The 26,223-nt window shown below is 58.8% G+C and carries 23 protein-coding genes; 10 read left to right on the top strand and 13 right to left on the bottom strand.

The window, feature by feature from the left end:
- Positions 1-57 precede the first annotated feature (57 nt).
- From ACVWZP_RS30170 to ACVWZP_RS30155, 4 genes are all read left to right on the top strand, one after another.
- Positions 58-1,308 carry a flavin-containing monooxygenase gene (locus ACVWZP_RS30170; protein WP_046382610.1) on the top strand — a complete coding sequence of 417 codons (1,251 nt, stop codon included), beginning with the start codon at positions 58-60 and terminating at the stop codon, positions 1,306-1,308.
- Between the two features lie 75 nt (positions 1,309-1,383).
- The gene (locus ACVWZP_RS30165) at positions 1,384-1,740 is read left to right on the top strand and encodes a VOC family protein (RefSeq protein ID WP_177029995.1); all 357 of its coding nucleotides are present in this window, start codon (positions 1,384-1,386) and stop codon (positions 1,738-1,740) included.
- A 341-nt stretch (positions 1,741-2,081) separates the two neighbouring features.
- Complete coding sequence (locus tag ACVWZP_RS30160; protein WP_372812797.1) at positions 2,082-4,103, top strand: FIST N-terminal domain-containing protein; 2,022 nt, start codon at positions 2,082-2,084, stop codon at positions 4,101-4,103.
- A gap of 145 nt (positions 4,104-4,248) precedes the next feature.
- Positions 4,249-5,289: an alpha/beta hydrolase family protein gene (locus ACVWZP_RS30155; RefSeq protein ID WP_457370377.1), complete on the top strand. Its 1,041-nt coding sequence runs from the start codon at positions 4,249-4,251 to the stop codon at positions 5,287-5,289.
- A gap of 54 nt (positions 5,290-5,343) precedes the next feature.
- Here ACVWZP_RS30155 and ACVWZP_RS30150 read toward each other — a convergent pair whose 3' ends face one another.
- Positions 5,344-6,555 carry a YeeE/YedE family protein gene (locus tag ACVWZP_RS30150; RefSeq protein WP_046486823.1) on the bottom strand — a complete coding sequence of 404 codons (1,212 nt, stop codon included), beginning with the start codon at positions 6,553-6,555 and terminating at the stop codon, positions 5,344-5,346.
- 139 nt (positions 6,556-6,694) lie between these two features.
- Between ACVWZP_RS30150 and ACVWZP_RS30145 the strand changes: the two genes are divergently transcribed.
- Together ACVWZP_RS30145 and dmeF are read left to right on the top strand one after the other, a co-directional pair.
- Positions 6,695-6,970 (top strand): metal/formaldehyde-sensitive transcriptional repressor, encoded by a 276-nt coding sequence (locus tag ACVWZP_RS30145; protein WP_017849380.1) that lies wholly within the window; start codon positions 6,695-6,697, stop codon positions 6,968-6,970.
- Positions 6,967-7,887 (top strand): CDF family Co(II)/Ni(II) efflux transporter DmeF, encoded by a 921-nt coding sequence (gene dmeF / locus ACVWZP_RS30140; RefSeq protein ID WP_017849381.1) that lies wholly within the window; start codon positions 6,967-6,969, stop codon positions 7,885-7,887. Before ACVWZP_RS30145 ends, dmeF begins: the two co-directional genes overlap by 4 nt.
- A 25-nt stretch (positions 7,888-7,912) precedes the next feature.
- Here dmeF and ACVWZP_RS30135 read toward each other — a convergent pair whose 3' ends face one another.
- The 5 genes from ACVWZP_RS30135 to ACVWZP_RS30115 all read right to left on the bottom strand — a co-directional run bounded on the left by ACVWZP_RS30135 (position 7,913) and on the right by ACVWZP_RS30115 (position 13,817).
- Positions 7,913-8,710, bottom strand: a complete 798-nt coding sequence (locus ACVWZP_RS30135; RefSeq protein ID WP_046382606.1) for a DNA/RNA non-specific endonuclease — start codon at positions 8,708-8,710, stop codon at positions 7,913-7,915.
- Positions 8,711-8,878: 168 nt separating this feature from the next.
- Positions 8,879-9,844 (bottom strand): fimbrial protein, encoded by a 966-nt coding sequence (locus ACVWZP_RS30130; protein WP_052735766.1) that lies wholly within the window; start codon positions 9,842-9,844, stop codon positions 8,879-8,881.
- A gap of 13 nt (positions 9,845-9,857) precedes the next feature.
- Positions 9,858-12,338, bottom strand: a complete 2,481-nt coding sequence (locus ACVWZP_RS30125) for a fimbria/pilus outer membrane usher protein (RefSeq protein ID WP_457370376.1) — start codon at positions 12,336-12,338, stop codon at positions 9,858-9,860.
- 182 nt (positions 12,339-12,520) lie between these two features.
- On the bottom strand, positions 12,521-13,201 hold the full coding sequence (locus tag ACVWZP_RS30120) for a fimbrial biogenesis chaperone (RefSeq protein WP_457370375.1): 681 nt from the start codon (positions 13,199-13,201) through the stop codon (positions 12,521-12,523).
- A gap of 94 nt (positions 13,202-13,295) precedes the next feature.
- A complete protein-coding gene (locus ACVWZP_RS30115) occupies positions 13,296-13,817 on the bottom strand; it encodes a fimbrial protein (protein WP_301556449.1) in 522 nt (173 codons plus the stop codon).
- Between the two features lie 462 nt (positions 13,818-14,279).
- Between ACVWZP_RS30115 and arsA the strand changes: the two genes are divergently transcribed.
- Entirely contained in the window at positions 14,280-16,040 is a 1,761-nt protein-coding gene (gene arsA, locus ACVWZP_RS30110; protein ID WP_457370374.1) for an arsenical pump-driving ATPase, read from the top strand.
- Positions 16,041-16,187: 147 nt separating this feature from the next.
- On the opposite strand, the gene ACVWZP_RS30105 is transcribed toward arsA, so the two are convergent.
- Positions 16,188-16,463: a hypothetical protein gene (locus tag ACVWZP_RS30105; RefSeq protein WP_046382602.1), complete on the bottom strand. Its 276-nt coding sequence runs from the start codon at positions 16,461-16,463 to the stop codon at positions 16,188-16,190.
- A 299-nt stretch (positions 16,464-16,762) separates the two neighbouring features.
- On the opposite strand from ACVWZP_RS30105, the gene ACVWZP_RS30100 reads away from it, so the two are divergent.
- Positions 16,763-16,993: a hypothetical protein gene (locus tag ACVWZP_RS30100; protein WP_017845892.1), complete on the top strand. Its 231-nt coding sequence runs from the start codon at positions 16,763-16,765 to the stop codon at positions 16,991-16,993.
- A gap of 221 nt (positions 16,994-17,214) precedes the next feature.
- On the opposite strand, the gene ACVWZP_RS30095 is transcribed toward ACVWZP_RS30100, so the two are convergent.
- The 3 genes from ACVWZP_RS30095 to ACVWZP_RS30085 all read right to left on the bottom strand — a co-directional run bounded on the left by ACVWZP_RS30095 (position 17,215) and on the right by ACVWZP_RS30085 (position 20,738).
- The gene (locus ACVWZP_RS30095) at positions 17,215-18,228 is read right to left on the bottom strand and encodes an isocitrate dehydrogenase (protein ID WP_079444408.1); all 1,014 of its coding nucleotides are present in this window, start codon (positions 18,226-18,228) and stop codon (positions 17,215-17,217) included.
- 548 nt (positions 18,229-18,776) lie between these two features.
- Positions 18,777-20,021, bottom strand: coding sequence for a malic enzyme-like NAD(P)-binding protein (locus tag ACVWZP_RS30090; protein ID WP_046382600.1), 1,245 nt, complete (start codon positions 20,019-20,021; stop codon positions 18,777-18,779).
- Between the two features lie 486 nt (positions 20,022-20,507).
- Positions 20,508-20,738: a hypothetical protein gene (locus ACVWZP_RS30085; protein ID WP_017845889.1), complete on the bottom strand. Its 231-nt coding sequence runs from the start codon at positions 20,736-20,738 to the stop codon at positions 20,508-20,510.
- Positions 20,739-20,879: 141 nt separating this feature from the next.
- Between ACVWZP_RS30085 and ACVWZP_RS30080 the strand changes: the two genes are divergently transcribed.
- Positions 20,880-22,541, top strand: coding sequence for a SulP family inorganic anion transporter (locus ACVWZP_RS30080; RefSeq protein ID WP_026139891.1), 1,662 nt, complete (start codon positions 20,880-20,882; stop codon positions 22,539-22,541).
- A gap of 60 nt (positions 22,542-22,601) precedes the next feature.
- Here the strand turns inward: ACVWZP_RS30080 and ACVWZP_RS30075 are convergent, their stop codons facing one another.
- From ACVWZP_RS30075 to ACVWZP_RS30065, 3 genes are all read right to left on the bottom strand, one after another.
- Positions 22,602-22,787, bottom strand: coding sequence for a ribbon-helix-helix protein, CopG family (locus tag ACVWZP_RS30075; RefSeq protein ID WP_017845887.1), 186 nt, complete (start codon positions 22,785-22,787; stop codon positions 22,602-22,604).
- A gap of 131 nt (positions 22,788-22,918) precedes the next feature.
- Complete coding sequence (locus ACVWZP_RS30070) at positions 22,919-23,233, bottom strand: hypothetical protein (RefSeq protein ID WP_057005948.1); 315 nt, start codon at positions 23,231-23,233, stop codon at positions 22,919-22,921.
- A gap of 147 nt (positions 23,234-23,380) precedes the next feature.
- Positions 23,381-24,766, bottom strand: a complete 1,386-nt coding sequence (locus ACVWZP_RS30065; RefSeq protein ID WP_128192368.1) for an aminotransferase-like domain-containing protein — start codon at positions 24,764-24,766, stop codon at positions 23,381-23,383.
- Positions 24,767-25,182: 416 nt separating this feature from the next.
- Here ACVWZP_RS30065 and ACVWZP_RS30060 point away from each other — a divergent pair, with 416 nt between their 5' ends.
- Positions 25,183-26,208 (top strand): TauD/TfdA family dioxygenase, encoded by a 1,026-nt coding sequence (locus tag ACVWZP_RS30060; protein WP_177032352.1) that lies wholly within the window; start codon positions 25,183-25,185, stop codon positions 26,206-26,208.
- Positions 26,209-26,223 lie beyond the last annotated feature (15 nt).

Below are 26,223 nucleotides of genomic sequence, written 5' to 3'. Positions count from 1 at the left end.
CCACCGCGACCGCGCCCGTTCTTTTCAGACAGACTTCTTACTATTCAGGCCTTTCCTATGTCAGTAGAAACCATCAACACCCTGGTAGTCGGCGCTGGCCAGGCCGGCGTCGCCATGAGCGAACACCTGTCCCTGATGGGCGTGCCGCATATCGTGCTGGAGCGCAGCCGCATCGCCGAGCGCTGGCGTTCGGAGCGCTGGGACTCGCTGGTCGCCAACGGCCCGGCCTGGCACGACCGCTTCCCCGGCCTGAAATTCGACGGCATCTCCCCCGAAGCCTTCCCGCCCAAGGAGCGCATGGCCGACTACTTCCAAGCCTATGTCGAAATGCTCAACGCCCCGGTGCGTACCGGCGTCGAAGTACAGCAAGTGGAGCGCCATGTCGGGCGCCCCGGCTTCAAGGTGACCACCTCGGCGGGCGTGATCGAGGCCGCTAACGTGGTGGCCGCCACCGGCCCGTTCCAACGCCCCTCGATCCCGGACATCGTCCCCGCCACCGCGCCGCTGCATCAGTTGCATTCCTGCGCCTACAAGAACCCCGGCCAACTGCCCGAAGGCGCCGTGCTGGTGGTCGGCGCCGGGGCCTCCGGCGCGCAAATCGCCGAAGAACTGCAAAAGGCCGGCAAAACGGTGTACCTCTCGGTCGGCGAACACTACCGCCCTCCCCGCGCCTACCGCGGCCGCGACTACTGCTGGTGGCTCGGCGCCCTGGGCCTGTGGGACGAAGTCAAAATCCAGCCGAAGAAAAAACACGTGGCCTTTGCCGTCAGCGGCTACGAAGGCGGCAAGACCGTCGACTTCCGCCGCCTCGCGCATCAAGGGATCAACCTGGTGGGCGTCACCGAACAGTGGAACGCTGGCGTCATGACCTTCGCCCCAGGCCTGGCCGCCAACGTGGCGCAGGGCGATCGGGCGTACTTCGACGTACTGCGCGACGCCGATGCGTACATCGAGGCAAACGGCTTGCCGTTCCCCGAAGAACCGCAAGCCTGGGAACTGCTGCCCGACCCGCAGTGCCTGCTGAACCCGACCCTCAGCCTGGACCTGGCCGAAGCCGGCGTGACCACGATTCTATGGGCCACCGGCTTCAAGTTCGACTTCAGTTGGTTGAAGGTGGATGCGTTCGACGAGAACGGCGAACCGTTCCACAAACGCGGGATTTCGGCGCAGAGCGGGATCTATTTCCTGGGCCTGCCAAACCTGGTGAACCGGGCGTCGTCGTTTATCTATGGGGTTTGGCATGATGCGAAGTACGTGGCGGATCACATCGTGTTGCAGAACGAGTACATGGCGTATGGTAAGGCTTAGCGCCTTGTTCCCAGCGACATTTCAACGCTCGAACCGTTACAATCGCCGCTTTGGACATTCGCCAAGGAGGCAACCATGAGCGTTCGTGGTCAAGATCGACAGATCGACAATATTGAATTCAATGTCAGCGACATTGCCCGCAGCAAAGCCTTCTACGGCAACGCCTTCGGCTGGACGTTCGTCGACTACGGCCCGACCTATACCGAATTCAGCGATGGCCGGCTGACCGGTGGTTTCACCACCGGGGAGCCGGTTCGACCGGGCGGCCCTTTAATCATCTTGTATTCGGACAATCTGGCAGACGCGCAACAGCGGCTCAAGGCTCTGGGCGCAGTGATCTCCCGCGAAATTTTTGCGTTCCCCGGTGGAAGCAGGTTCCACTTCATTGATCCCGACGGCTATGAACTGGCCGTGTGGACCGCGCAACCGTAGATCCAGTTGGAATACCAGCGGCTTCGACACTTTATGTTTGCCGACCTTGAGTTCAATGGCGCCCGCGACCAAAAGACAATTGCGCGCGCAAAGTATATTGGCCTCAATCAATGGGAAATCTGGCTGGAAGGTGTCAAGACCGGTGAAGTTGTCAGTCAACGCCTACACTGATCCGCGATAAAGGGGGCACACTTATTCGCCAGTTAAATGGCGGCAATAAATTGTCCTGTTCACTTTGTCGCACCCCCTCTGTTACTGCTCCAGCCCCCGCCATATCGGCCGATAACTTGATTAACCGCAAGCCCAACGCATGCGCCCCTCACTGGATCGAGCCCGCCGCCATGAACCCACTCAACCTTCTAAAAAAAGCCCGGGCCGATCGACAAGGCACCGCCACCCTCACCTGCACCGCCAATGAACTGGAGTACTCATTGGCCAACCTGCGCATCGCGCCCGTGCTGATCACCGGTTTCATCTCTCCGCACCTGGACATCGACCAGATTGCCGCCAAGCTCAAGCGTCGCTTTCCCCACACCAGCATCAGCCTGTGTACCACCGCTGGCGAGTTGTGCAACGCGGCGAATTCGCTGTATTGCACCACCGGCGAGCGCTGGGACCGGATTGTCCTGCAGTTGTTCGACGACAGTCTGATCGCCTCGGCCGAGGTGGTGATGGTGCCGCTGGAGTGTGAGGACATCCGCAGCGGCGGCAAGCGCATGGGGATGAAGGAGCGGATTGCCAAGCTGACGAGCAATATCAAGCGGGTACAGGCACACACGCCGATCGACCATCGCGACACCCTGGCCTACGTGGTGTTCGATGGGCTGTCCGCGTCGGAGTCGTTTTTCATGGAGGCGCTGTATGAGTCGGGGCGCTTCCCCTGCCTGTTTGTCGGCGGTTCGGCCGGGGGTAAGTTGGATTTCCAGAAAACCCTGATCCATGACGGCCAGCGCAGTTATCAGAACCACGCACAGATCGTGTTCCTGAAAACCGCCGCGAATGTGCGTTTTGGCGTATTTAAAAGCCAGAATTTCAAACCGGCTGACTTGACCTTCAGCGTGCTGACCGCCTCCGAAGAGGACCGCACGATTGACCAGGTGATCGACAGCGCGGGCAATATCAAGAGCATGGTGCAGGCGCTGTGTGACGCATTCAGTTGCACGCCCCAGGCGCTGGAAGCGAAGTTGGCGGATTTCTCGTTCGCCATCCGCGTGGGCAATGAATTGTTCGTGCGCTCCATCGCACGGATCGACTATGAACAGCAGATCGTCCAGCTGTATTGCGACGTGGCCCCCGGCGAGGAGCTGGTGATGGTGCGGCGCACGCCGTTGCGTGAGGCCACCCGCACGGACTACGCGCAGTTCCTGCGCGGCAAGGGCGGCCAGCCGGTGGCGGGCATTCTCAATGACTGCATTTTGCGCAGGCTGAACAACCCAAGCGAATTGGGCAGCATGGCCGGGACGTTTGGCGATGTGCCGCTGGCGGGGCTGTCGACCTTCGGTGAAATCCTTGGCCTGAACCTGAACCAGACCCTGACCGCGATTTTCTTCTTTCGAGTGGCCAAGGGCGCCAGCTACAGCGACGAATACCTGGACAACTTCATTGCGCACTACGGCGAGTTCAAAGCCTTCTTCCTACGCCGCCAGGTAAATAAGCTGGCCGGATTAAACCATGTGGTGGTCAAGCAGATTGCCGCGTTCAAAAACAATGACTTCAGCGGCGCCCTGAATACCCGCGGGCTGGACAGCAATATCCTGCCGGTGTTCGAGGGCCTGGCAGACCTCGGCCAAGTGCTGGCCCAGGCCGAACGTCAACAGGCGGAAATCGCCTCGCAGATCAAGCATTACTCCGGCGAATTGCACGCCTCGATGGACGAACTGGTGGGCACCATCGACCAGCAGAACAGTGTGTCTGCAAAGGCCGGGGCGACGGTCGAGGGCTTGTCCAGCCAGGCGGATGATGCCGTGGTCGGCGCGCGGACCCTGGCCGGTTCGAGTTTGCGTATCCAGTCGATTGTGCAGGTGATTCAGCAAATCGCCGGCCAGACCAACCTGCTGGCGCTCAACGCCGCCATCGAAGCCGCGCGCGCAGGCGACCTGGGCCGCGGTTTTGCGGTAGTGGCGGATGAGGTGCGCAAGCTGGCGGAAATCACCCGCAAGAATGCGGCGGAAATCGGTGTGGATATCGACCTGCTGTCCGGCGAAATCCAGCGTGTTGCCCAGCAGATTGAAGACCAGTCCAGCGGCGTCGGCGCCTTGCGCGAAATGCTCGATGCGCTGGAGGCGTCAAGCCGCGCCACCGAGGGGACCGCGCAACGGACCAAGACGATTGCGGATACGCTGACTGGGCTTACGCATGCGTAGGCCCCCAAGGGGTCGATGTCGGATGTTCGAGTAGCGGGAACAGCGTGTTCAGCCAGAGGTCGCGCGTGTTGGGCTGCTCGCGAGTATCTGGCTGGGCAGCCTTTCAGGCTATGATGCGGCGCTCACATCAAGGACGATAGAAACCGTGAAAACCGCCCTCACCGCTCTGCTCCTGATCTGCCTGACCACGCCCGCGCTCGCGGTCGACAACGCCATCGGCTTCCAAACCGCTACGCTGGCCGATGCTCACCATGAGCGTCCGCTGGAGATGGTCGTCTGGTACCCCGCCACCACCACCGCAACCGCCGAACCGATCGCCGACAGCGTGGCTTTTATCGGCGCCCTCGCGGTGCCCAACGCGCCGCCGGCGAGCGGCGAGCATCCGCTGGTTGTGCTCTCCCACGGTTACGGCGGTAATTGGGGCAATCAGGCGTGGCTGGCCAGTGCATTGGCGCACCGGGGTTACATCGTCGCAGCGGTCAATCACCCGGGCACCACCACCAGGGATCGCAGCCCGCAAGCCGCCGCGCAGTTATGGCAACGGCCCAAAGACGTGAGCCGGGCCATCGATGCGGTGCTGGCGCAGCCGAAGCAATTTGGCGCGGTCGCCAAAAACCGGATCGCTGCGGCGGGCCATTCCCTCGGTGGCTGGACCGTGATGGAACTCGCCGGGGCGCGGTTCGACCCCGACCTTTTCGCCCAGGACTGCGACGCACACCCGAAGTTGGGCGGTTGCATCGTCTACCACCAGATCAACCCCGCCAACACGCCAGCCGCAAAGGCCCAACTGGCCGCGGACCTGCGCGACAAGCGCGTCAGCGCCGTGGTGTCATTGGACCTGGGCCTGTCACGCGGCATGACCGACGCCAGTCTGGCCGCATTGTCAGTGCCGACGCTGGTGATCGCGGGAGCGGTGCCCTCGGAGGATATGCCCGCCGAGTTGGAGTCCGCCGACTTGGCCAGGCGCCTGCCAACAGCCTCGACGCGCTACGTAGCGATCAGCGACGCCACCCACTTCAGCTTTATGTCGAGCTGCAAGCCCGGCGCGGTGGCGTTGATTGAGGAAGATTCGCCAGGCGATGGCGTGATCTGCCGGGACGGCGACGGCGCGCGGCCACGGCAGGTGATCCAGCAGCAGGTCGTTGCGCTGATCACACAGTTTCTGCAGCCGACACCCCACAATTAAAACAAAGGGCGGCTCAAGACAAAGCGCATCGGGGCAGCATGTGTGCGGGCATTCTCAGCACCCGCTCAACGCCACCTGCGGCCGCTCGCCGGCAAAGAAGAACGGGCGCAACCGCACGCCGACGCTGTTGCCGATGAACGCCGCCACCAGCCACACCCAGCCATGCAGGCTGCCGGAGGCGATGCCGCTGAAGTACGCGCCGATGTTGCAACCGTAGGCCAGGCGCGAGCCGTAACCGAGCAGCAGGCCACCGATCACCGCCGCCATCAGCGAGCGCGCAGGAATGTTCAGGTTGGGGGCGAAACGCCCGGCCAGGCCGGCGGCCAGGAGCGCACCGAGGACGATGCCAATGTCCATCACGCTGGTGATGTCTTCCCACACCGGCGCGGCCAGGGCCTTGGCGTTGCCCGGCATTTGCCAGAACGCCCAACTGCCCACCTCCACACCCAGGCCACTCGCCACCTTGGCGCCCCACAGCGCGAACGCCGAGGTGATGCCCCACGGCCGCCCGGCCAGGGCCAGGGTTGCGTAATTGAGCAGGGCCAGGCCAATCGCGCCCCACACCAAGGGCCAGGGGCCACGCAGGAAACGGCGCAAGCCTTGATGCTCGCTGGTCACGCCGGCTTCCAGTTGACCATGACGGGCCTTTTCCAGGCGCACGCTGACGGCTGCGATAAGGCCGAACACCGCCAGGTTCAGAAGCAGCGCCGGCATGACGCCGACACTTTTGACGATCGACGTCGCCGGGAACGCCGGCAGTGCAAACCACCAGCCCACATGGTGCGTGGCGATCAACGAACCACAGATAAAGAAGAACAGCGTCACCAACATGCGCGCATTACCGCCGCCCACGGTGAACAGAGTGCCCGACGCACAGCCGCCGCCCAGCTGCATGCCGATGCCGAAAATGAACGCACCGAACACCACCGATACCCCGGCCGGCGCTACCAGCCCGACCACCGGCTGGCCGAACAACGTGCCCGCCCCCAGCGCCGGGAAGAACAGCAATACCGCTATCGCCAGCATCACCATTTGCGCACGCAAACCGGCGCCGCGCCGGTCATTGATAAACACGCGCCAGGCCGAGGTGAAACCGAAGGCGGCGTGGTACAGGGTCAAGCCCAGCGCCGCGCCGACGACCAGCAACAGCACCTGGCGCATGCCGACAAGGTTGTGCAGGAACACGGCGCCCAGCACCAGGAGCACAAAGGCCACCAGGGGCGCGACAGGCTTGCGCGCAGAGGTTGTGGAAAGAGAGGTGCTCATGAAGTATCTCAATTCATTTGAAGGGGGTTGATGACCAGACCGTCGAGTATAAACCGAGAGGGTCTGTCTCTCGGCGGAAGATTGCATAGGGGGGCGGGGTATGCCATGCTCCGCGCCTCATAGGTAGGGGGGGTATATTTTGAGCCATATAGCGGCCAATAAAGACAGTCTGATCAAGCGCGTCAAGCGCATTGCCGGTCAGATTCAAGCGGTGGAAAGAGCGTTGGAATCGGACAGCGATTGCGCCAAGACCCTGCACCTGGTCGCCGCCACACGCGGCGCCATCAACGGCTTGATGGAAGAAATCATCGAAGAACATGCCCGGGCGCATGTGGCGGACCCATCCCTCAGCGAGGAAGAACGCAACCAGGGCGTCGAAGAGTTGCTTGAAGCCATTCGGCGGTACTCCAAATGAGCCTTGATCATACCCACGAGCATGTCTTCCTCGGCTCGGCCCACGAAGAAAACGCCAAGCGCACCTTATGGGTGGTGATGTTGACGGTGGTGATGATGGTCGCGGAAATCGCCGCCGGCGCCCTCACCGGTTCGATGGCCCTGCTGGCCGACGGTTTTCATATGGCCACCCACGCGGGTGCGTTGGGCATCGCCGCCGCGGCCTACGCCTATGCCCGACGCCATGCGTCGAGCCCGCGTTTCAGCTTCGGCACCGGCAAGGTCGGTGATCTGGGCGGCTTTGCCTCGGCGCTGATCCTGGCGCTGGTGTCCCTGGGCATTGGCATCGAGTCGGTCATGCGCCTGTTGCAACCGACCGACGTGCAGTTCGGCACCGCGACGTTGATTGCCGTGGTGGGGCTGGTGGTCAATATCGTCAGTGCGCTGTTGCTCGGCCACGGTCATAGCCACGGGCATGACCACGAACACGAACATGCCCACGGCCACCATGGCCACGATAACAACCTGAGATCCGCCTATGTGCATGTGCTCGCCGATGCACTGACCTCGGTGCTGGCAATCGCTGCGCTGCTCGCGGGGCGGTACCTGGGTTGGGTCTGGCTCGACCCGTTGATGGGTATCGTCGGCGCCATCGTGATCGCACGCTGGGCCTGGAGCTTGATGGGCGTGACTGCCGGCGTACTACTCGATCAGACCCATGAGCATGTTGCTGCGGAGATCCGGGAGCTGGTGGAACAACCGGGCGACGCGACGATTACCGACTTGCACGTCTGGCAGGTAGGGCCCGGTGTGCATGCGGCAATCGTGAGCGTTGTCGGCCGCTCCACAGCGGATGCCGACAGCATTCGCGAGCGCCTCAAACCGGTGCATGAAGTGAGTCACCTCACCGTCGAGTTTCGCACGCTCGATGTGGCGTAGCGCGACGCTGGGGTGACTCCCCCTCTTACGTGCGCCCTACTGACCCGGAGACCGGAAGATTACCGAGCAACTTCAGCCCGGTACTCTTCACGAACGCGTCATAGTCCATTGGCCGCTGGATGCGCGTCTGCGCGTTGGGCAGCACGTAAGCCCAGGCGCGTTTCGACGAAGCGTCGTACACCAGCTTGAACAGGCGCGTCGGCACCCAGACCTGGTTGTCGCCGATGGTGCCATAGCCGGGGTCAAACAACGGACCGGTGAACACAAACACATCACCGCCAGCGCGCTTGGCGAACTTGCGCACATCCGCCTCGACCTTGCTCCAGATCTTACGGTTGTTGGTAGGGTCTTGCGGCACCATGTTCGACAGTGCAAACGACTGCGCCATGGCATGGGCGTTCGGTGCGTCGGCGGCCGGCGACTGGTGGCCACGGTCGACGGCCGGATGCTGGCTGTGGTAGTCACTCAACTCTGCACGGCCATCCTTGGGGATGCGCGGGTCGGGGTAGAACAGGTTGGTGCGCTCCTCGCCTTTGGCATCCTGCAATTGCTCGGCGTTCAGGCGCTCGACCACCACCAGCGGCGTCTTGCTGGTCTGCGAATAGAGCACCGCAAAATTGTCCGAACACAGGGCCAGGGGCCGCATGCTGGCGGGCACGGTGGCAGTGTTGATGGGTTTGGCGGCGGGGAAAAGATCGGCACAGCCATCAAAGGAGGCACGTTGTTCGGTGGCCGTGTAGAGGTCAGGCAGACTGCGGGCATGGGCCGCGGTCGAGAGTAAAACAAGGGCCGACAGCCCGACTGCAATGTTGCGTAGGTACATGTTCTAGATCTTTTGGCTGAGGATAAACCGACAACCATCAACGATGGTGCGGGGGCTGTTGACCGTGAAAAACCAGGTTAGTGCCGCAGGGCTGCGCCTGCTCTAGCCCCGGCATTACAGCAGAGAATTCCCACACCCCGCAGCGCTACGTCCGACCTTCGGGTTTGGTCAGTTGTAGGTCATGGTAAACGTCGCGGTGCTGTTGGCCTGGCCGGCGGTAACGTTGGCATCGGTCTGGTAGTAACGTGCCACCAACGGGATTGCATAGGGGCCGTCGCTGACCGTAGTGCCCGCGGCAATCGGCGTTCTAAGCGTGACGGGGGCATTGTTGTAGTAGAGCCTTACGCCAACTCCGGTTGCGGCGGTAGGAGACGCATTCAGTGCCAGCACCCCAGCAATCCCGGAGCTGTGGGCGTTGCCATCCAGGGCAACTTTGACCCGTGTATTGGCATCGCAATCGAGCGGGATGGAAAAGTTGATTTCATCTCCCGCGCTTCCCGGGCCGGTGAACTGGCTTCGCGGCACATTGCCCATGGGCACAGGGATGGACGTATTGGAGACCGAACAAGCGACGGGAATGATGGTATTGCTGCCGGACAGGCTGGCGTAAGCAGCATAAAAATAATTAACGATACTGCCTGAGGCGAGTCTTCCATTCGTCAGAACACCGGCCCCAACTGCCCCCGAAGTGGTTTTTACCAACTGCACGGTAATTCCGGGTTCAGGCAGCGCAACAGTGCTGGGCCCGTTAAAGTTGACATCGTAAGGCATAGCGCCGCCGAAGAATAATACACGAATCCCCACACCCGCTATATTGGTGTTGTATACGTTATTCCCATATGCACTGATGACTCTGAACTGTTCCATTGCAAAGCGATGCACATAATTCACACTGCAGCCGTAAAAATACCGGCCACCATTGTAGGCGCCGGTATTGGCGGTTGCCAAAACCGTGCCGATGGGAGTATCACGCTGGACAATCAACGTTCCAAAATTTACCGTTCGCGTCAACGCCGACGACACGCCATTGTAAAAACGGCACGATGCCAATGCGTTATTCGATAACACCGTTAAAACCCATGCCGCACTGCCAAAACAGAACAACCTAATCAGCGTCCGTTGTACACCCAGCATAAAAAGCCCTCGATTAATTGCATGACACCGATAACGTCCTGATGATTGAAAACGGCTGCGACCCTTCAATGGATATCGGTAAAACAAAAGCTGCCGTGCATTGTTGGTCCGCTTGCTCACCCCACTGAACCTTCACTTCACCCTGTTCCGGCATGCCGCTTAGATAAACCTCCCCTTCCAGGCCGACAATGCCGCTGCTGGCAAACGTCGTCGACTCTTGCACCAGCGTTGCGCTGGCGCCGAACGTGACGGGTTTTCCCTGATATGTGAGGGCCATCAGTACCCGGCTGCCGACGCGGGTCTGGAAATCCGCGAGCACCAAGGCGCCACGGGTCGGGATGACCGATTGGGTATTGGCCTCGATGTCGATGTCATCGGCCAGTGTTTCGGTGCTCAACGCAATGCGGTTGCGACGATAGGTGCTGACATGAGGAACCAGCGCATAACCGCGCCAATCGGTATTGACCCCGGTGTTGTTTTGCACTTTGACCCCGGCAGCGCCAGGCGCGCGCACCAGCGCCATGGTTTCACCCTGGGGTTGGGAGAAAGTAATGCCGAACGGGTGCGCAACGACGCCACCCTGTGCGCCATAGTTGAGTTGTCGGGAGTGTCGCTCGTAGTTGTAACCGAGCTTGGTTTCCGCGTAAGAGCCTTTATACGTCGCGTGAGCATTGCCGCTGTTGCCTTGCCCTGGGCTGGCATAACCCTGGCTGACGCTGTAGATCAGATTATCGTCCGGCAGCGTCGCGCCACTGAGCCCCAGTTCGTGGGCGGTCTTTCCCTGTGCATCGGTATTCAGGTTGTAATTCACCCAGCTATTACGCAGAGCACTCCCCAACGGCAACTGGATATTGAATGCCAGTTGCTGGTCATTGCGCTTGCGCCCGTTATACGCGGGGGTCTGCGTGTAGGCATAACTCAAACCGTAGGTCACGCCGCCCCGGCTCAGGTTATAACCGGCACTCAGGCTCCGTTCGTAACCGGTTTGTCGCCAGAAGTCCTGCTGATAACCATTGATATAAAAGTTGCCGTATTCGCCCAGGGACTGATTGATATTGAGTTGCGCACGGCTGCGCCGGTTATACAGGCGTCGCCAGTCATTGAAGTTGCCGGGGTCGATCTCATTGGCTTCCTGGAAATCGTAATAACCGCTGGTGGAATAACGGTAACCGGCCAGGGTGAACGTGGTGTTGGTGGCCGCGATATCCTTCGCATATTGAAAGCGTACCGACTGGCCATCGTGCCGGGAACCCTGGCGCAACTCGGTGCGGGCCTGGCTCACATCCATGGAAAGCGAGCCCCATTCGCCAAACCCGTGGCCGACGCCCAAGGACGTCGCCGAATACTTCGCCGAGGCAAGGACACCCGCGTACACGGTGGTGTCACCGGGCAACCCGTAAATCAGCGTACCCTGGGCAAATGCGGGGGTGCTGCTCTTGCTCGCCGTCGAACGGTATTCGCCCGCGACCAGCGAATACTTGAAGCGCCCTTCCCGGACCATCACCGGCACCGCCGAAAAAGGCTGAATCGAGCTGCGCACGCTGCCATCAGCCTCGGTGATGGTGACTTCCATATCGCCGCTGGAAGACGTGGGGTACAAATCCGTGATTTCGAATGCGCCGGCGGGCACATAAGTCTGATAGATGATGTAGCCGTTCTGGCGCACCGTCACCTGGGCGTTGCTGCGGGCGATGCCTCTCACCACCGGGGCGAACCCACGCAGGCTGTCGGGGTACATGTTGTCGTCCGAGGCCAATTGAATGCCCTGATACTGCACGCTGTTGAACAACTCCCCCGGCGTGAAGCTGTCCCCCACGACCAACTGGCTCTTCAACGAATGCACATCACGCTGAAGGTACGTATTGAGGCTGGCCCATTGGGCTCGGCTGTCACCTTGGGTGTAAGTCGAGTAGTTACGTAGCCGCCAGGCGCCCAGGTTCAACCCGCTGCGCAGGTTCAGGTAGTAATTGTCATCGCTGCCGGAACGCCCTTCGCGCCGAGTGTTCGCGCCGCTGAAACTGTAATTGAGCAGCGCGGCCGGCAGGCCTTGGTCCCACTGTTCAGGATCAATCTGCCCGCGTGCTTCACGGGTCAGTGCCGCTTGGGGAATGCTGATGTCCAGACGTCGCTGATGAAAGTTGAACACGCTGCCCGCATCTGGAATGTATGCCTGCAGGTTGCTGATGGGGGTTTCCTGGGGCAGTTCGCGCAACGCAGGAAACGCCTGCAACTTGACGCCCATCTCCTGTAATTGTCGTGGGGTAAGTTCAGGTTGCAACAGACCGTCCAGCGCAACGAAGTTAATATCACGACTGGCTATTCGTCGGTCGTTCAAGTAGAGGTCCACTGAATAACTTCCAGGCAACTGCCCGCCCTGATTGGAGAATGCGTCGAGGTCGACCCACGTTTGTTCTGCATTGTCGATCTCCAAGGCACTGGCATTGAAATACTCGCGCGCCAGCGCATTGGATGAACACAGCGTAATGCCTATCATGCATTTGAGTGCATGCGCGGCCAGCACCTTTAGTTTCAGGCGTAGCATTCCATTATTTATAGCGTTCATATAAGAAGCCCCGCAATCCGGGCAACACAGTGCCCGCCACCCCAACACCAAAGGGCGGTTGATCCAACGCATTAACGAAACAGGTAGCCGTTAAAACTAACAGCCCTTATGAATTAGAGTGGCGCACTGGCCTGCGGCGTAATACCGCCATAATCATTGATGGCTTGCCAACTGACGGCTCCACTTGCACCATCCGGCATCGGCCAGGCCAATGTACTTTTGGGAGCAACCATACCGGCATCGTTAATAACCTGGTCACCCACGCTCACGCGAAAAAAAGACACGTGATACGCCGTAGGGTTGTTGACCTGCAACGCTTTACCTACCCGCGTAAAGACCAGTGCCTTATAAGCATTCAGCGACTCTCCTGGCATTCCCGGCGGGCGATAGAAGAGTTTTATCCGACTCTTCACAGAAATCAGCAGTTGGTTTTCTTCGGTTTTTTCCGAGGCGGGAATCGACTTGATATTCACCCAGAACACCGACTCTCTGTCCTGCGGAAAATCCCCTCCGGTGCGAATGATGCGCAGTACATTCTCCTGCTCGGCATCCAGCCGAAACAGCGGCGGCGTCATGATAAACGGCGCCTTGCCAAGTGCAGTCTGCGCCCCGTCATCGACCCATGACTGAATCAGATACGGCTTGGTCTTCTCGGTGTTTTTCACCGAAATCGAGGCTTCTTTCCTTGAGCCGTCGTACACCACCCGCGTGCCCCCCACCACCACACCCGCAATAGCCGTATGCACCGTACCGACCAGCAGGCCGGCGGTTAACATGTATTTCAGCCACCCCATCGACGTATCTCCTACCGACGCTTTGCTCAAGCCTGCACGTGAGCAAACCCACTTGTTGAGAAGGCCGAGCAGCGTGCCCGGCCTGTCTTAGTGATCAGTTATAAATAACTGTGAAATCACTGACGGCGTTGCCGGAACCGGCCACCACTGGAGCGGTTGCCACATATTTGGCGAAGAAGTTGAAGGTGGTGTCGACTACCGGAGAAAGAGGCTTGCTGACGGACGGGGAGCCCACGGGAATCAACGTAGCGGCATCCCCCTCATACACACCGATCGCCACACCCTCGGCGGTTCCAGCCCCACTCGTCAGGGCAATCAAACTGCTGTTATTCCCGTCGGTCGGGCCATCAAACTTTACGACCGCGCTGGTGGCCGTGGCCGGGCAGTTAGTCAGGACGATATCGAACCGGGTCGGGGCCGCGGTATCGCCGACATTGGCCAATGCCGTTGAACTGACCGTCCCCATTGTCACCGTCTGATTGGCAGTACCGGGTGTAACAGTACACGCGGCATCGGTGATCGTACCGGTGAAGTTAATAGTGCCGTCCGCCGCATGGCTGAGCGCCGAAAATGCAGAGCACGCCAACAATGTGCATACGATTATTTTTTTATTCACACGACTATTCCTTATCACGTCAAGTTATGCAGGCATTCAACTAACTACTGGGGAGCAAGTCTCAATGCCAACCTTTTTCTAGAGCAAACAACTCCACAGGCGGATGACTGTCAGCCAGCTCGTCTTTGCTTTTCAGATTTGCCCTCTTGTTGTGAGAGAGCGGCGTCGATGATCAAGGCTTTTTAAAGAAATACCTACGTCGAAAAATCGGCGTGTGCTGTGGGGCTTTTCTCTGTTTTCCAATTATTTGAATTGCAGCACGCTCGACGATGTGATCCGCAGGGCAAAAACCAGCCAAACAGGCTGTTCACTTGGGTTATGGATTACTGCCCTCTTCCGACAGAACACTCCTCTATCAGGACGGTAAAAATTACCGTTTGATTGATATGACCCCATTGGCGATTCTGAACATCGGTCTAAACTGCAAAACCCAGTCATGCTCCGCAAGGGAGTCAGCGTGCCATGCAGCCCACCCTCAAATTGCTCGATCAACCCACCCGATATATGTTCTTCACCGGCAAGGGCGGTGTCGGCAAAACGTCGGTCTCAACCGCGGTATCACTCGCACTGGCCGAGGCCGGCAAGAAGGTACTGCTGGTCAGCACGGACGCTGCCTCGAACCTTGACGAGATGCTCGGCGTCGAGCTGAGCAATCAGCCTGTCGCGGTGCCGCACGTGCCTGGAATGTTCGTGCTCAATATCGACCCAGGGACCGCAGCAATTGACTATCGGGCCCGGGTGATCGAGCAAATGGGCGACCAGGCCCGCGATGAAGACATCGCCTTGGTGCGTGAGCAACTCTCCGGGGCATGCACGACCGAAATCGCAACCTTCGACGAGTTCTCCCACCTGCTGTCGCAGGGCAGCGCGGCGTATGACCACATCGTGTTCGATACCGCGCCCACGGGGCACACGCTCAGATTGTTGAGCCTGCCAAAAGCGTGGAGCGGCTTTCTAAAAGGCAACGATCGTGGCGCATCATGCCTGGGGCCGCACTCGGGCTTGAAAATGCAGGAGCAGTTGTTCAATCAGGCATTGGTGGCGCTCAATGATCCAGCCCTGACTACCGTTGTTCTGGTGACGCGCCCTGATAAAGGCGCCCTCAGCGAGGCTGCACGCTCCAGCGACGAACTCCGTGAACTGGGCTTGAACCACCAGCGCCTGGTGGTCAATGCTGTATTTAAACGCAGCGACTTGAATGACCCGATCGCCGCCGCGATCGAAGCTATGGGCCAGCAGGCGCTCGACGAGATGCCCGCATCACTGCGTCAGCTTTCAGCCGACTACATCCCACTCAAGGCCGTGGATTCGGTTGGCTTGCCCGCGCTTCGCGCACTGCTGACACCCGAGCTTGCTGTCCCAGCCAGCATTGCAAACCCAGTACCGTCGCGCCTGGAATATCACGCACTCGCGGAATTGATCGCCGAGTTAGCCCACGACCAGCGCGGCCTGATCATGGTCATGGGCAAAGGCGGTGTGGGCAAAACCACCATTGCCGCCGCCATCGCCCTGGGACTGGTACAGCATGGCAAGTCCGTACACCTGAGTACGACAGATCCTGCAGCGCATCTGGCGGTAACCCTCAATGCCGACGTGCAGGGACTCAGCGTCGGCCGCATCGACCCTAAGGTCGAGACCCAAAAATACGTGGACAAGATCGTCGCCTCCCGCGCGCCAAGCCTGACGGAAGACGAAACCGCCTTGCTCATCGAGGATCTGCAATCCCCGTGTACCGAAGAGGTCGCGGTGTTCCACGCATTTTCCCGTGTGGTTGCGCAAGCCAGAAGTGCATTCGTGGTACTCGACACGGCCCCCACAGGTCACTCCCTGCTCCTGATGGACGCCACAGGCGCCTATCACCGCCAGATGGTTCGCGAATTCAAAGGCAAAGCCTCGGACCACATCGTCACGCCGTTGATGCGCCTGCAAGATGCGGACTACACCAAGATCATCCTCGTCACGCTGCCCGAAGCCACCCCGGTGTCGCAGGCGGCGGCGCTGCAGGATGACTTGCGCAGGGCCGACATCGAACCGTTTGCCTGGGTGGTCAATAAGTCGTTGCTGGCCACCGATACGACAGACCCGCTGCTACAAGCGCGCCTGGATAGCGAGCGCAAACAAATGGCGAGAGTGGCCGAAGAAACCAACCATGCTGTCATCGTAGTGCCGTGGACAGTGGAGCCGCCGGTTGGCGTCGCCGGGTTGAAGCGCTTGCTGGATTGAAGTATCGCTCGGCTTGCTCACACCGTGCGCCTGGATGACTGGAACGACACCAGCAAAAAAGCCTGCATGGCTGCAGGCTTTTCTCTATCTGGCACGACCTGGCTGCGCTCAGCCAAGCGTACTGTCGATCAGAGCCGTGACTGCCTGTCAGTCTTCAGACCCTGCTCTCAGCACCGAGACAAAGCGTTCCAATGAAGGATCTTGCTCAGCGTGCCGCTTAATCCGGCCGATGAACATCCACTCATATTCCGCCCAAAAAACCCGAGCAGTCTTGGGGGCTTTGCAGTCGAATACAACTTGATGGATCCCTGTTTCTCGCTGCCGAACGACGACACATTGCTCAAGGCCAACCAACAGTCGTTGCCCTGGCTCCAGGGGCGGAGCATTCAGCGCAAGGCGTTTCTCAATTGCTGTTTTGCGCATGATGACTGTCGTCCTTAAAATTCAGAAACCTTATGCATTGAATCAAAAGCAAAGCCAGCCGCATGGCGGTGTGCCTTGAACGCCAGGGCATCGGGCGGACCCGCGTGGCTCAGGCGCTTCGACAGCTCTGCACACGACTATCCTCCACTGGATCATATGTGCATAATATTATCATGCAGTGATAATAGAAAGGCAATCGACGTCGCCCTGGCCTCAGGCCCGGACGAGGTCTTTTGATTGATTGCCAGGAGGCAGAGACATGCATGAAAGCAGCACTACGTGAGCGCTTGGAGACCCGTATGAAACGTGAAGACGTAAAAACCAAATACGCTGAAGGCATTCAGTTTGATACCCATTTGATTGCCAACCCGGCCAACACCCAGGAGTGGATCGTCTTCTTTAAAAAGGATGCCGGAAGAAGCTTCTTCCTAGTCAATGACAACGAAGAAATCGAACCTTTTCGGTACCTTGATGATTTGATTCATGAGCTGCGCGAAATCGGTATCAAGGTAGCTGAAATTCATTTCTGAATTGTTTCCTTGGCACCTCGCGCATCTACAAGTGCGATCGCAGCAAATAATGATGTTGGATTAACGTCTATTAACGCCAACGTTACGGCAACAAAAGACTGCTGGAGGACTCGAGTATCGGAAGGTTTTCCAGCCAGCGGCCCTACGGGCAGGTCCGCGTGGAGCACACGTAGAAAGTCGCCAGCTCGCAGTGAGCTGGCGCGCGTTTCCTGACGCTCTACTCAGGCACGCAAGTAGGCCACCAAGGCATCGGCGAAGGACTCAGTGGTACCGGCCCCGCCCATATCGGGTGTCACTTGGTCACGGGAGTTTTCCAGAACAACGCGGATAGCGGTACGAATGCGCGTGCCCTTGTCCACCATGCCCAGGTAATCAAGCATGTCTGCGGCGGCCAATAACAATGCACACGGGTTCGCGATGTTCTTGCCGGCGATGTCCGGTGCCGAACCGTGGACCGCTTCGAAGATGGCTGCATCGGCACCGATGTTGGACCCCGGCGCCAAGCCCAACCCACCGACCAGGCCTGCGCACAGGTCTGAAAGGATGTCGCCAAACAGGTTGGTGGTGACGATGACATCGAATTGATGGGGATTCATCACCAACTGCATACAGGCATTGTCGACGATCATCTCGTGGAATTCGATTTCCGGATAATCCTCGGCAACCTCACGCGCCACGTCAAGGAACAGCCCGGAGCACGACTTGATGATGTTGGCCTTGTGTACCGCGGTCACTTTTTTGCGGCCTTTGCTACGAGCCAGCTCGAACGCGTAGCGCACGATGCGTTCGGAGGCTGTGCGTGTTACGCGAATGCTTGCCAGAGCGACTTCGCCGTCTTCCGAAATACTTTGCCCTTCTGGCAGGTACGCCCCTTCGGTATTTTCACGCACCGTGATGATATCGATACCCTCGAAGCGCGAACGAGTGCCGGGGAAACTGATCGCCGGTCGGACGTTGGCGTAGAGATCGAAGTGGCGGCGAAGGTGGACGTTGATCGAGGAGAAGCCGCGGCCAATCGGCGTGGTCAGAGGGCCTTTGAGTGCGACGCCGTGTTTGGCGATCGTATCGATGGACGCGGGCGGCATCAGCTGCCCATGCTGCTGCAAGGCCTCCAAGCCGGCCTCAACGAAGTCGTACTGAAGATTGCAGTCAAGGGCATCGAGTACGCGTAGCGTCGCTTGCATGATCTCAGGGCCGATGCCGTCACCCTTGATGATTGCGATGGTTTTGCTCATGGTCTCTTCCTTAACAGCGCTGTGTCAGCCTGCTGTATTGATGGGGTCACTGAGACTGGTGTCACGAGTCTGCTGATAGGCATTGACTGTCTGACGGCTTTCACCGCGGCAGAGTGCTATGTTTCATCCTCCGCGCCGTGACCGCGCAGGTCATTGCGGATCAATTGACGAGCGACCTGAACGGGTGTCAGCTCTCGCTATGGATGCGGCGGTTACAGGTGAGCGCCCGGATCAAGCGTGCAGTCATTTGCTCCATCGATGACGCGCATAACATTAACATACAATGCTAATTCCACGTGGTAGAAAGCAGCGTTTTCCGGATGATACCAAGGTCTTAGAACGCCTGTGCGTGACAGGGTGAGATCGCTTTTAGGCAGGCATAAAAGGAAGACGGGTTGTGGCTCGGATCATTCAAGAACGGATGATCTTGCAAATGGCGGGCTGTCGATGTTCAGGAGCTGCGGCGGCCGGATATCCGCCGAGTGCGACAGCTGCCAACCGTGCAAAAGGTCGTGCAACTGCCGCACATCAGCCTGATTGACCTCCGCTTACAGCGGGTAGTGCGCCGGGTAATGCAGCTTCGCAACACCGGTGTCGATAGCGGCCTTGGCCACTGCGCCGGCGATTGCCCCGAGCAGGCGAGCATCGAGCGCTTTGGGGAGAATGTAATCGCGCCCAAACTCAAGCTTGTCGACGTTGAACGCTCGCAGCACTTCCACAGGGGTTGGCTCTTTGGCCAATTGGCGCAGTGCTTCCACTGCCGCAATTTTCATCGCTTCGTTGATCCGGGTTGCCCGAACATCCAGGGTGCCGCGGAAGATGAACGGAAAGCCCAGAACGTTATTGACCTGGTTCGGGTAGTCGGAGCGACCGGTCGCCATGATCAAGTCATCACGCGTGGCCATGGCCAACTCGTAGCTGATTTCAGGATCGGGGTTCGAGCAGGCAAACACGATCGGCTTGGGAGCCATCGCCGCCAGCGCTTCAGCCGGAAGCAGATTGGCGCCAGACAACCCCACGAACACATCGGCACCGTTCATGGCTTCCATCAACGTGCGCGGGCCACCGTCGTTAACGAATTGTGCTTTGTATTGGTTGAGGTCTTTGCGCGCCGAGTGGATGACCCCGGTACGATCAACCATGTACAGATTGCTTTTTTGCGCGCCAAGGCTGAGCAGGAGGCGCATGCACGCCGTGGCTGCGGCACCGGCGCCAAGGCAGACGATTCTCGCGTTCTCCAGCGTTTTGCCCTGAATCTCCAGCGCATTGAGCATGCCGGCCGCGGTGACGATGGCGGTGCCGTGCTGGTCGTCATGGAAGACCGGGATGTTGCACTGTTCGATCAGTGCGTCCTCGATTTCAAAGCACTCAGGGGCTTTGATGTCTTCCAGATTGATCCCACCAAAGGTGTCGGCGATACGCACGACGGTATCGATAAAAGCCTGGGAACTCTCGGCATTGACTTCGATATCGATCGAGTCGATACCGGCAAAACGCTTGAACAGCAACGCTTTGCCTTCCATCACCGGCTTACTGGCCAAGGGGCCCAGATCGCCGAGGCCCAAAATGGCCGTACCGTTTGTGATCACGGCCACCAGATTGCCTTTTCCGGTAAAGCGATAGACGTTCTCCGGGTCCTTCGCGATTTCGCGAACGGGCTCGGCCACGCCAGGGCTGTACGCCAGTGCGAGTTGGGCGGCGGTATCGGCAGGCTTGGTCAGCGCAATGCCGATTTTTCCTGGGGTCGGGAATTCATGGTAATCCAGTGCAGCCTTCTTGAAGTCGGTAGTCATGCGAGCCCCTAATTAGACGTTGATTACAATATTATGTTAACACTATTATAATACAAGGCAACGAGGTCCTGAGCCACAGACCAGGATCGAGTTGCCGGCTTGAATGCTGCTGACGAAGGGGTTTGTCAGCCAGCAGACCAACGCTATTGGCCCTAAGACTTCAGGGCGGGCCTGTATTTTTTGGCCAATAGAGCCCTCCTATGCTTGAACCCGTTTAGGCCACCTTGCGTGGCCTTTTTTTTGCGCGCTCGAAAGCCCGGCGCGCCATGCACCAAGCACGACACACTAGGACTCGGGGGTTTGCTTATCGCGTCTTGGAGCCGCCCTACGCACTTCGACAATCGCGTAAGGGCGTCGACGCGGCTCATGGGGCCGGATCAGCGTTGATCCGTGTCAGGCGATCGCGGAAAAGGATGGGGGGCGTCGATTCTTTCTTTAACAGAACTCAATCTTTACTGACCTGCTCAACCTTTCTGAGGGTGGCTGTCAGAAATGTACTTCGGCAGATTTGATACCCAGCTCGCGAAGCTCATGGATCAGATCATCGAGGCGTCCAAATGACTCCACTTCCTCGTTGTCATTGACCAGAAAATAGCTTCTCCCGGCATCCTTTTTGAAAAGAATGATCCACTCGTGCGTGTTGGCCGGGTTGGCTATCACATGCGTGTCGAAGTGCATGCCTTCCCCGTGTTTGGTTTTGACATCTTCGCGTTTCATGCGCGGTCTCCGAGCATAGGGCTCAGCTCTCTGAGCACTGAATCTAGAGCGTCGCCGGTGTTGTACCGAGGCTAGGCCAATTGCTTTGCTATTATCATAACGTGTGAATAGTATGCACATGCCACCAGAACGAGGCTAGTCATGATTGCGATACGAGAAGCTTGGAAAGCGGGCTTGTTAGGGCGCGAGCATTGGCTTGGAAATATCGTCTCAGGGATCATCGTCGGCGTCGTGGCGCTGCCCTTGGCCATGGCATTTGCCATCGCCTCCGGCGTCAAGCCGGAACAGGGGATCTACACAGCCATTGTGGGTGGTTTGCTGGTTTCGCTGTTCGGCGGAAGCCGGCTGCAGATTGCGGGCCCCACAGGCGCATTCATCGTCATTCTGGCCAGCGTGACAGCCAAGTACGGCGTTGATGGCTTACAGGTCGCGACAATGATGGCCGGGGCAATTTTATTGCTGCTCGGCATCACCAAACTTGGCGCACTTATCAAGTTCATCCCTGACCCGGTGATTGTGGGATTCACCGCCGGCATCGGGGTGATCATTTGGGTCGGGCAATGGAAAGACTTTCTGGGCTTGCCGAAAATCAGTGGCGAGCACTTCCACCAGCGGCTGTGGCACCTCATCCAGGCATTCCCCAACCTTCATGTACCCACGACACTGTTAGCCCTGCTGAGCCTGGCACTGGTGATCCTTGCGCCTAAACTGCCGGGTTTAAAGCGTGTTCCCGGCCCGCTGATCGCGATGGTCGTGGTCACGGCATTACATGCCTATTTTCAGTTCGACGGCGTGGCCACGATCGGCAGTGCATTTGGGGGCATTCCTCAAGGCCTTCCCCAAATCGGCCTTCCAGCAATAACGCTGCCCCAGGTCATTGAGTTGATTGGCCCTGCGTTTGCAATCGCGATGCTTGGGGCTATCGAGTCACTGTTGTCGGCGATTGTCGCCGACGGGATGGCCGGCACCAAACATGACTCCAATCAGGAACTGATCGGACAAGGCATCGCCAATCTGGTCACCCCTCTGTTCGGTGGCTTCGCTGCGACAGGGGCGATCGCTCGAACGGCCACCAACATCCGCAATGGCGGCAATAGCCCAATCGCGGGCATTGCCCACTCCCTCACGTTGATTTTGCTGATCTTCTTTCTGGCGCCGCTGGCTTCGGATATCCCGCTTTGCGCATTGGCGGCGATCTTGTTCGTGGTCGCTTACAACATGAGCGAACTGAAGCACTTCAAGCGCATGGTCAAACGCGCGCCCAAAGCCGACGTTGCCATCTTGCTAATCACCTTCGGCCTGACCGTATTCAGTGACCTGACGATCGCCGTGAACATTGGGGTGATTCTTGCCATGCTGCAATTCATGCGTCGCATGGCGTCCTCTGTCGAGGTACAGCTAATGGTCGAAGATGAGCTGGAGGCAGAGTTGCGTACAAATGGACATGCACATCTTCCTCCCGGTGTTTTGGTCTACACCATCGAGGGGCCTCTGTTCTTTGGCGCCGCAGAAACCTTTGAACGTGTTTTGGCGCAAACGCACACCGATCCCAGAACGTTGATTATTCGCCTGAAGCGCGTGCCGTTCATGGACATCACGGGCTTGCAAACGCTGCTCGAAGTCATTGAGCAACTGCACAAGCGCGGCATTGTCGTAAAGCTGTGTGAAGCCAATGAGAAAGTGCTTGGCAAGCTCGACCGGGCCGGGATTCTTCAGGTGCTCGGTTCACAGCATTATCATGCCGACTTCAATGGCGCACTGGTCAGTCATACCCAGATCAACGAGAGTCAGGGCGAGACGTAGGAGACAGTGAATGACGCGCGATGAGCAGGCACTTGTCGTGCCCGCTCATACAGGGATGAATTACTTGGCATTGGCCGCAATTTTGCTTTTGGTCGCGTAGGACACGCCATGCGTCTCGAGGTAGTCCCGAATCAGCTGACGAACGACCTGAGAAGGTGTCAGGTCCTGAGACGCGCAAAGCTCCTCAAGGGCTTTTTTCTTGACGGGATCAATGAGCACAGTCAGTCGTGCAGTCTTGTTTTCCATGGAATTGCCTGTCGCCTAAATCGATCAATGATAATCAAATTATAATAGCAGGGCATTCATTTGTCACCGCTTAGGTTCGCCGCTGCACTGTTCGATCCGAAAGCCCGAGCACCTTCGAAAACACATGGTGGTCACGTAGCGGGGGCGATTACCAACTCCGACGGAAATCCTTTCTCCATCATCGAATGAAGCTCAAATGCGCTGGTGATCTTGAGTTTCGTGCCTTCACCAAACAGCAGCGGTAAAGGCCTGGCCGGATCGTATGCTGTTGCTTGTAGGGTTTTGCTCGCCGGAATCATGCCCTCCCTCCTCCGCCATATGGCTAAAAAAAACGCCAACAGCAAAGAAAGCCATCCGACGATGGGCAGCCAGATCACTCGAACCCTAAAAAACCGCGAGGCCGAATGGGTGACAGGCTGCGCAAGGTTTTGGGCGAGTCGCATCATGAAAGGACTAGGCTGACATCCGGCTTGCCAACTCTCGCGGCAGAGAAGGTGAGCCGAGGAACGTCGCACGAGCGGCGCTCAATCTTGAGAGCGCAAAAGACCTCAAGACAATCGCCTTCAGGCCTCCCACCGACCGCCCCACAACAATCAATAAAACAACCGCGGCTCTGGCGCAGCCAGCAGGCTGACCAACTTGGTCAACGCAAACCCCAACTCCGCACGGCTAGGGCCCATCAGGGCGATGCGTACCCCACGGGTGCTGGCGCTGCGCTGGGCCAGGAACTGGCTGCCACTGACCACGATCACGCCGTTGGCGCGCGCGAGGTTGGCGAACTCGTCGCTGGTCCAGGGCTCGGGCAATTCGAGCCACACATGGAAGCTGTTGGGTTGGGTGCGAATGTCGTACGAGCCCAGTAGCTGCCGCGCCAGGCGCTGGCGCTCCGCGGCTTCCTCCTGCTGCACCCGCACCAATTGCGCCCCACGGCCACTGGTGATCAGGTTGCTGGCCAATTGAGCCATCAACGGCGACGGCATCCACACACTGCTGCGCACCATGGACGACAGCCGCGATAGGGTTTGCGGCGGCGCGTACAGGTAACCGATGCGCAGGGCCGGTAACAAGCTCTTGGACAGGCTGGTCAGGTATACCGAGCGCTCCGGGGCATAGGCCGACAACGGCTTGTGCGCGGGGCGTGTCTCAAGAAAGCCGTAGATATCATCATCGATGATGTACAGATCAAACTCGCGGGCGATCTCGGCGATTTCCAGGCGACGCGATTCGGGCATGATCGAGTTGGTGGGGTTCTGGTGCGTGGCCACCGTCACCAGCAGCGTGGGCCGGTGCTCGATGCACGCGGCCCGCAGCGCCGCCGGTACCAGGCCGTACTCATCGACCTGCACCCCGTGCAGGCGACGGCCTAGGCTGTGGGCCAGGGAGATGATCCCCGGATAGCAATATTCCTCACACAGAATCATATCGCCGACGCTGGACAGGCCGCCGATGGCCACCAGCAAGCCGTGCTGGGCACCGGCGGTCAACACGATCTGTTGGGCGTTGGCGTCCGGCAGGCAGCGCTGCACCCACAACGCGCCGGCCTCCTTATGCACGGAATGGCCGCCGTCGGTGACGTAATCCAGGATCGATCCCAACTCGGGCGCCTGCGCCAACTCCTCGATTGCTCCTCGCAGCCAGTCGCTCATGCCGGCGTCGCAGGGCTTGATGATCGACAGGTCTATCTGCCCGGTATCTACCTTGGAGGCAACGCCGAGTCTGGCCACCGGCGCCAAGACAGCGCGGGTCGGCAGCACGAATGTGCCTCGCCCCACTTCCCCGATCACCAGGCCGCGCTTGGCCGCCTCGTCGTAGGAGCGGCCTATGGTGCCCGGCGTCACTTTCAACGCCTCAGCCAGCTCCTTGAGGGTGGGCAGGCGCTCGCCCGCGGCCAAGTGCCCGGAAGCGATGTCACGCGCCAGTGCGTCGGCGATCATCAAGTAAACCGGCTGGCCATGGCCGCTGTATTCAGGAACCCACATAGGAACGACACCAGAAACAACTGAAGCGCGAAATCCTACCATGAAATTTTTCATAAGCGTAATCGCACAACAATCGACTCAATATTAGTCGATTCAAAACATTACACCGATCAAATACATGTCATTGATTTTCTACCGAAACACAAGACTTCAGCCGTCACCGCAAGGCAACGCGACCGAATTTTGCACGGAGCATCTGCGCCATAACGGAGGGAAAGTGCAGTCCGGCAGCAGCTGCTGCAGATTTTATTGCCAATTTAAATCAATAAAATCATCAGGTTATGATCAGTCAAGTGAAACAATGTCAATTTAGGTATCAAAAACATATTGAGTCGATTTATTTCAAGGAATTAGAATGATTGCATCGATTTAATATTTTTTACCCATCCACATCAAAATATGGAACTTCACCTGAAATGGAAAGCGCAAACCTCAAGACCGCAGTCGACGCCGCCACAGCCCTGGAAATCCGACTGCCTTGGGTCATAGCCAGCGCCTGGCAAGCGGTGCTGAATCAGACGCCACTTGAGTTCGAACACAACCGGGACATTTACTTCCAACTCAAAGAGCAGGCACAGGACGTGCTGGGCACGACGCTGACCGAGCAGATTCGCTCCTTTGTCGATAACCCGCAGTTGACCGCGCTGACCATCCGCAACTGCCCTCGTGATCGGGACACACCGCCAACGCCCTACTCCGGGGTCTTGAGCCCGCGCAGCACACCCATCGCCTGCCTGGTCAGCCTATCGATTCACAGCTTGCTAGGCATTAACCCAGTGGTATACGAAGGCGAGAATGACGGCCGTCTGTTCCGCCACGTGATCCCGTCGCGCAACGCTTCGAGCCAGAAAAGCTCCCACGGGTCGCGCCTGCGCTTCTCCTACCACGTCGACAATCCAGACCTCCCGCTATCTTCGGAAAACGTCGACACGCTCTCCTGCTGCCCCGAATACCTGTCGTTCTTCGGCATGCGCTGTGACCCACGCATCAACACGACGCTGGTCAATGTCGACGAGCTGGTGGCTGCACTGCCTGCCAGCACGGTTAATGAACTGACCGCGCCACAGTTCGTGATTCATCGCCCCGACTCCTTCACCAGCAACCGTCGCAAGACCGCCGAGCTACCCGTGCTGGTGCGTGGCTTGAGCGGCGAATGGCTGTGCCGCATGGACTGCGAAAACACCCACGCAATTAGCCTCAAAGGCGAGTGCGCGCTGAACACACTCAAAGCACTGCTCGACTCTCGCCAGTTCGATGAGCCACATCTGCTGCTGCCCGGCGACTTCATGATCTTCAAGAACCAGCGCGTGCTGCACGCCCGCGACGGTTTCGAGCCGCAGAACGACGGCGCTGATCGCTGGCTGATCCGTCTGTTCGCGGTCAACGACCTGACCCGTGTGCGCCACAGCCGCGCCGACCACCTTTACGAAGTCCTTTCCTGATCGCCACATTGACTA

Source organism: Pseudomonas sp. TE36184, from assembly GCF_054060055.1.
Note: the sequence above shows the minus strand (reverse complement) of the source record. Positions and strands in the feature narration are given on the sequence as shown.

Excerpts from the sequence above, each read along its gene's own strand:
- ACVWZP_RS30170 (WP_046382610.1), top strand. The coding sequence starts at position 58 with ATGTCAGTAGAAACCATCAACACCCTGGTAGTCGGCGCTGGCCAGGCC.
- ACVWZP_RS30165 (WP_177029995.1), top strand. The coding sequence starts at position 1,384 with ATGAGCGTTCGTGGTCAAGATCGACAGATCGACAATATTGAATTCAAT.
- ACVWZP_RS30160 (WP_372812797.1), top strand. The coding sequence starts at position 2,082 with ATGAACCCACTCAACCTTCTAAAAAAAGCCCGGGCCGATCGACAAGGC.
- ACVWZP_RS30150 (WP_046486823.1), bottom strand. The coding sequence starts at position 6,555 with ATGAGCACCTCTCTTTCCACAACCTCTGCGCGCAAGCCTGTCGCGCCC.
- dmeF (WP_017849381.1), top strand. The coding sequence starts at position 6,967 with ATGAGCCTTGATCATACCCACGAGCATGTCTTCCTCGGCTCGGCCCAC.
- ACVWZP_RS30135 (WP_046382606.1), bottom strand. The coding sequence starts at position 8,710 with ATGTACCTACGCAACATTGCAGTCGGGCTGTCGGCCCTTGTTTTACTC.
- ACVWZP_RS30130 (WP_052735766.1), bottom strand. The coding sequence starts at position 9,844 with ATGCTGGGTGTACAACGGACGCTGATTAGGTTGTTCTGTTTTGGCAGT.
- ACVWZP_RS30125 (WP_457370376.1), bottom strand. The coding sequence starts at position 12,338 with ATGATAGGCATTACGCTGTGTTCATCCAATGCGCTGGCGCGCGAGTAT.
- ACVWZP_RS30120 (WP_457370375.1), bottom strand. The coding sequence starts at position 13,201 with ATGGGGTGGCTGAAATACATGTTAACCGCCGGCCTGCTGGTCGGTACG.
- arsA (WP_457370374.1), top strand. The coding sequence starts at position 14,280 with ATGCAGCCCACCCTCAAATTGCTCGATCAACCCACCCGATATATGTTC.
- ACVWZP_RS30105 (WP_046382602.1), bottom strand. The coding sequence starts at position 16,463 with ATGCGCAAAACAGCAATTGAGAAACGCCTTGCGCTGAATGCTCCGCCC.
- ACVWZP_RS30100 (WP_017845892.1), top strand. The coding sequence starts at position 16,763 with ATGAAACGTGAAGACGTAAAAACCAAATACGCTGAAGGCATTCAGTTT.
- ACVWZP_RS30095 (WP_079444408.1), bottom strand. The coding sequence starts at position 18,228 with ATGAGCAAAACCATCGCAATCATCAAGGGTGACGGCATCGGCCCTGAG.
- ACVWZP_RS30090 (WP_046382600.1), bottom strand. The coding sequence starts at position 20,021 with ATGACTACCGACTTCAAGAAGGCTGCACTGGATTACCATGAATTCCCG.
- ACVWZP_RS30085 (WP_017845889.1), bottom strand. The coding sequence starts at position 20,738 with ATGAAACGCGAAGATGTCAAAACCAAACACGGGGAAGGCATGCACTTC.
- ACVWZP_RS30080 (WP_026139891.1), top strand. The coding sequence starts at position 20,880 with ATGATTGCGATACGAGAAGCTTGGAAAGCGGGCTTGTTAGGGCGCGAG.
- ACVWZP_RS30075 (WP_017845887.1), bottom strand. The coding sequence starts at position 22,787 with ATGGAAAACAAGACTGCACGACTGACTGTGCTCATTGATCCCGTCAAG.
- ACVWZP_RS30070 (WP_057005948.1), bottom strand. The coding sequence starts at position 23,233 with ATGATGCGACTCGCCCAAAACCTTGCGCAGCCTGTCACCCATTCGGCC.
- ACVWZP_RS30065 (WP_128192368.1), bottom strand. The coding sequence starts at position 24,766 with ATGTGGGTTCCTGAATACAGCGGCCATGGCCAGCCGGTTTACTTGATG.
- ACVWZP_RS30060 (WP_177032352.1), top strand. The coding sequence starts at position 25,183 with ATGGAAAGCGCAAACCTCAAGACCGCAGTCGACGCCGCCACAGCCCTG.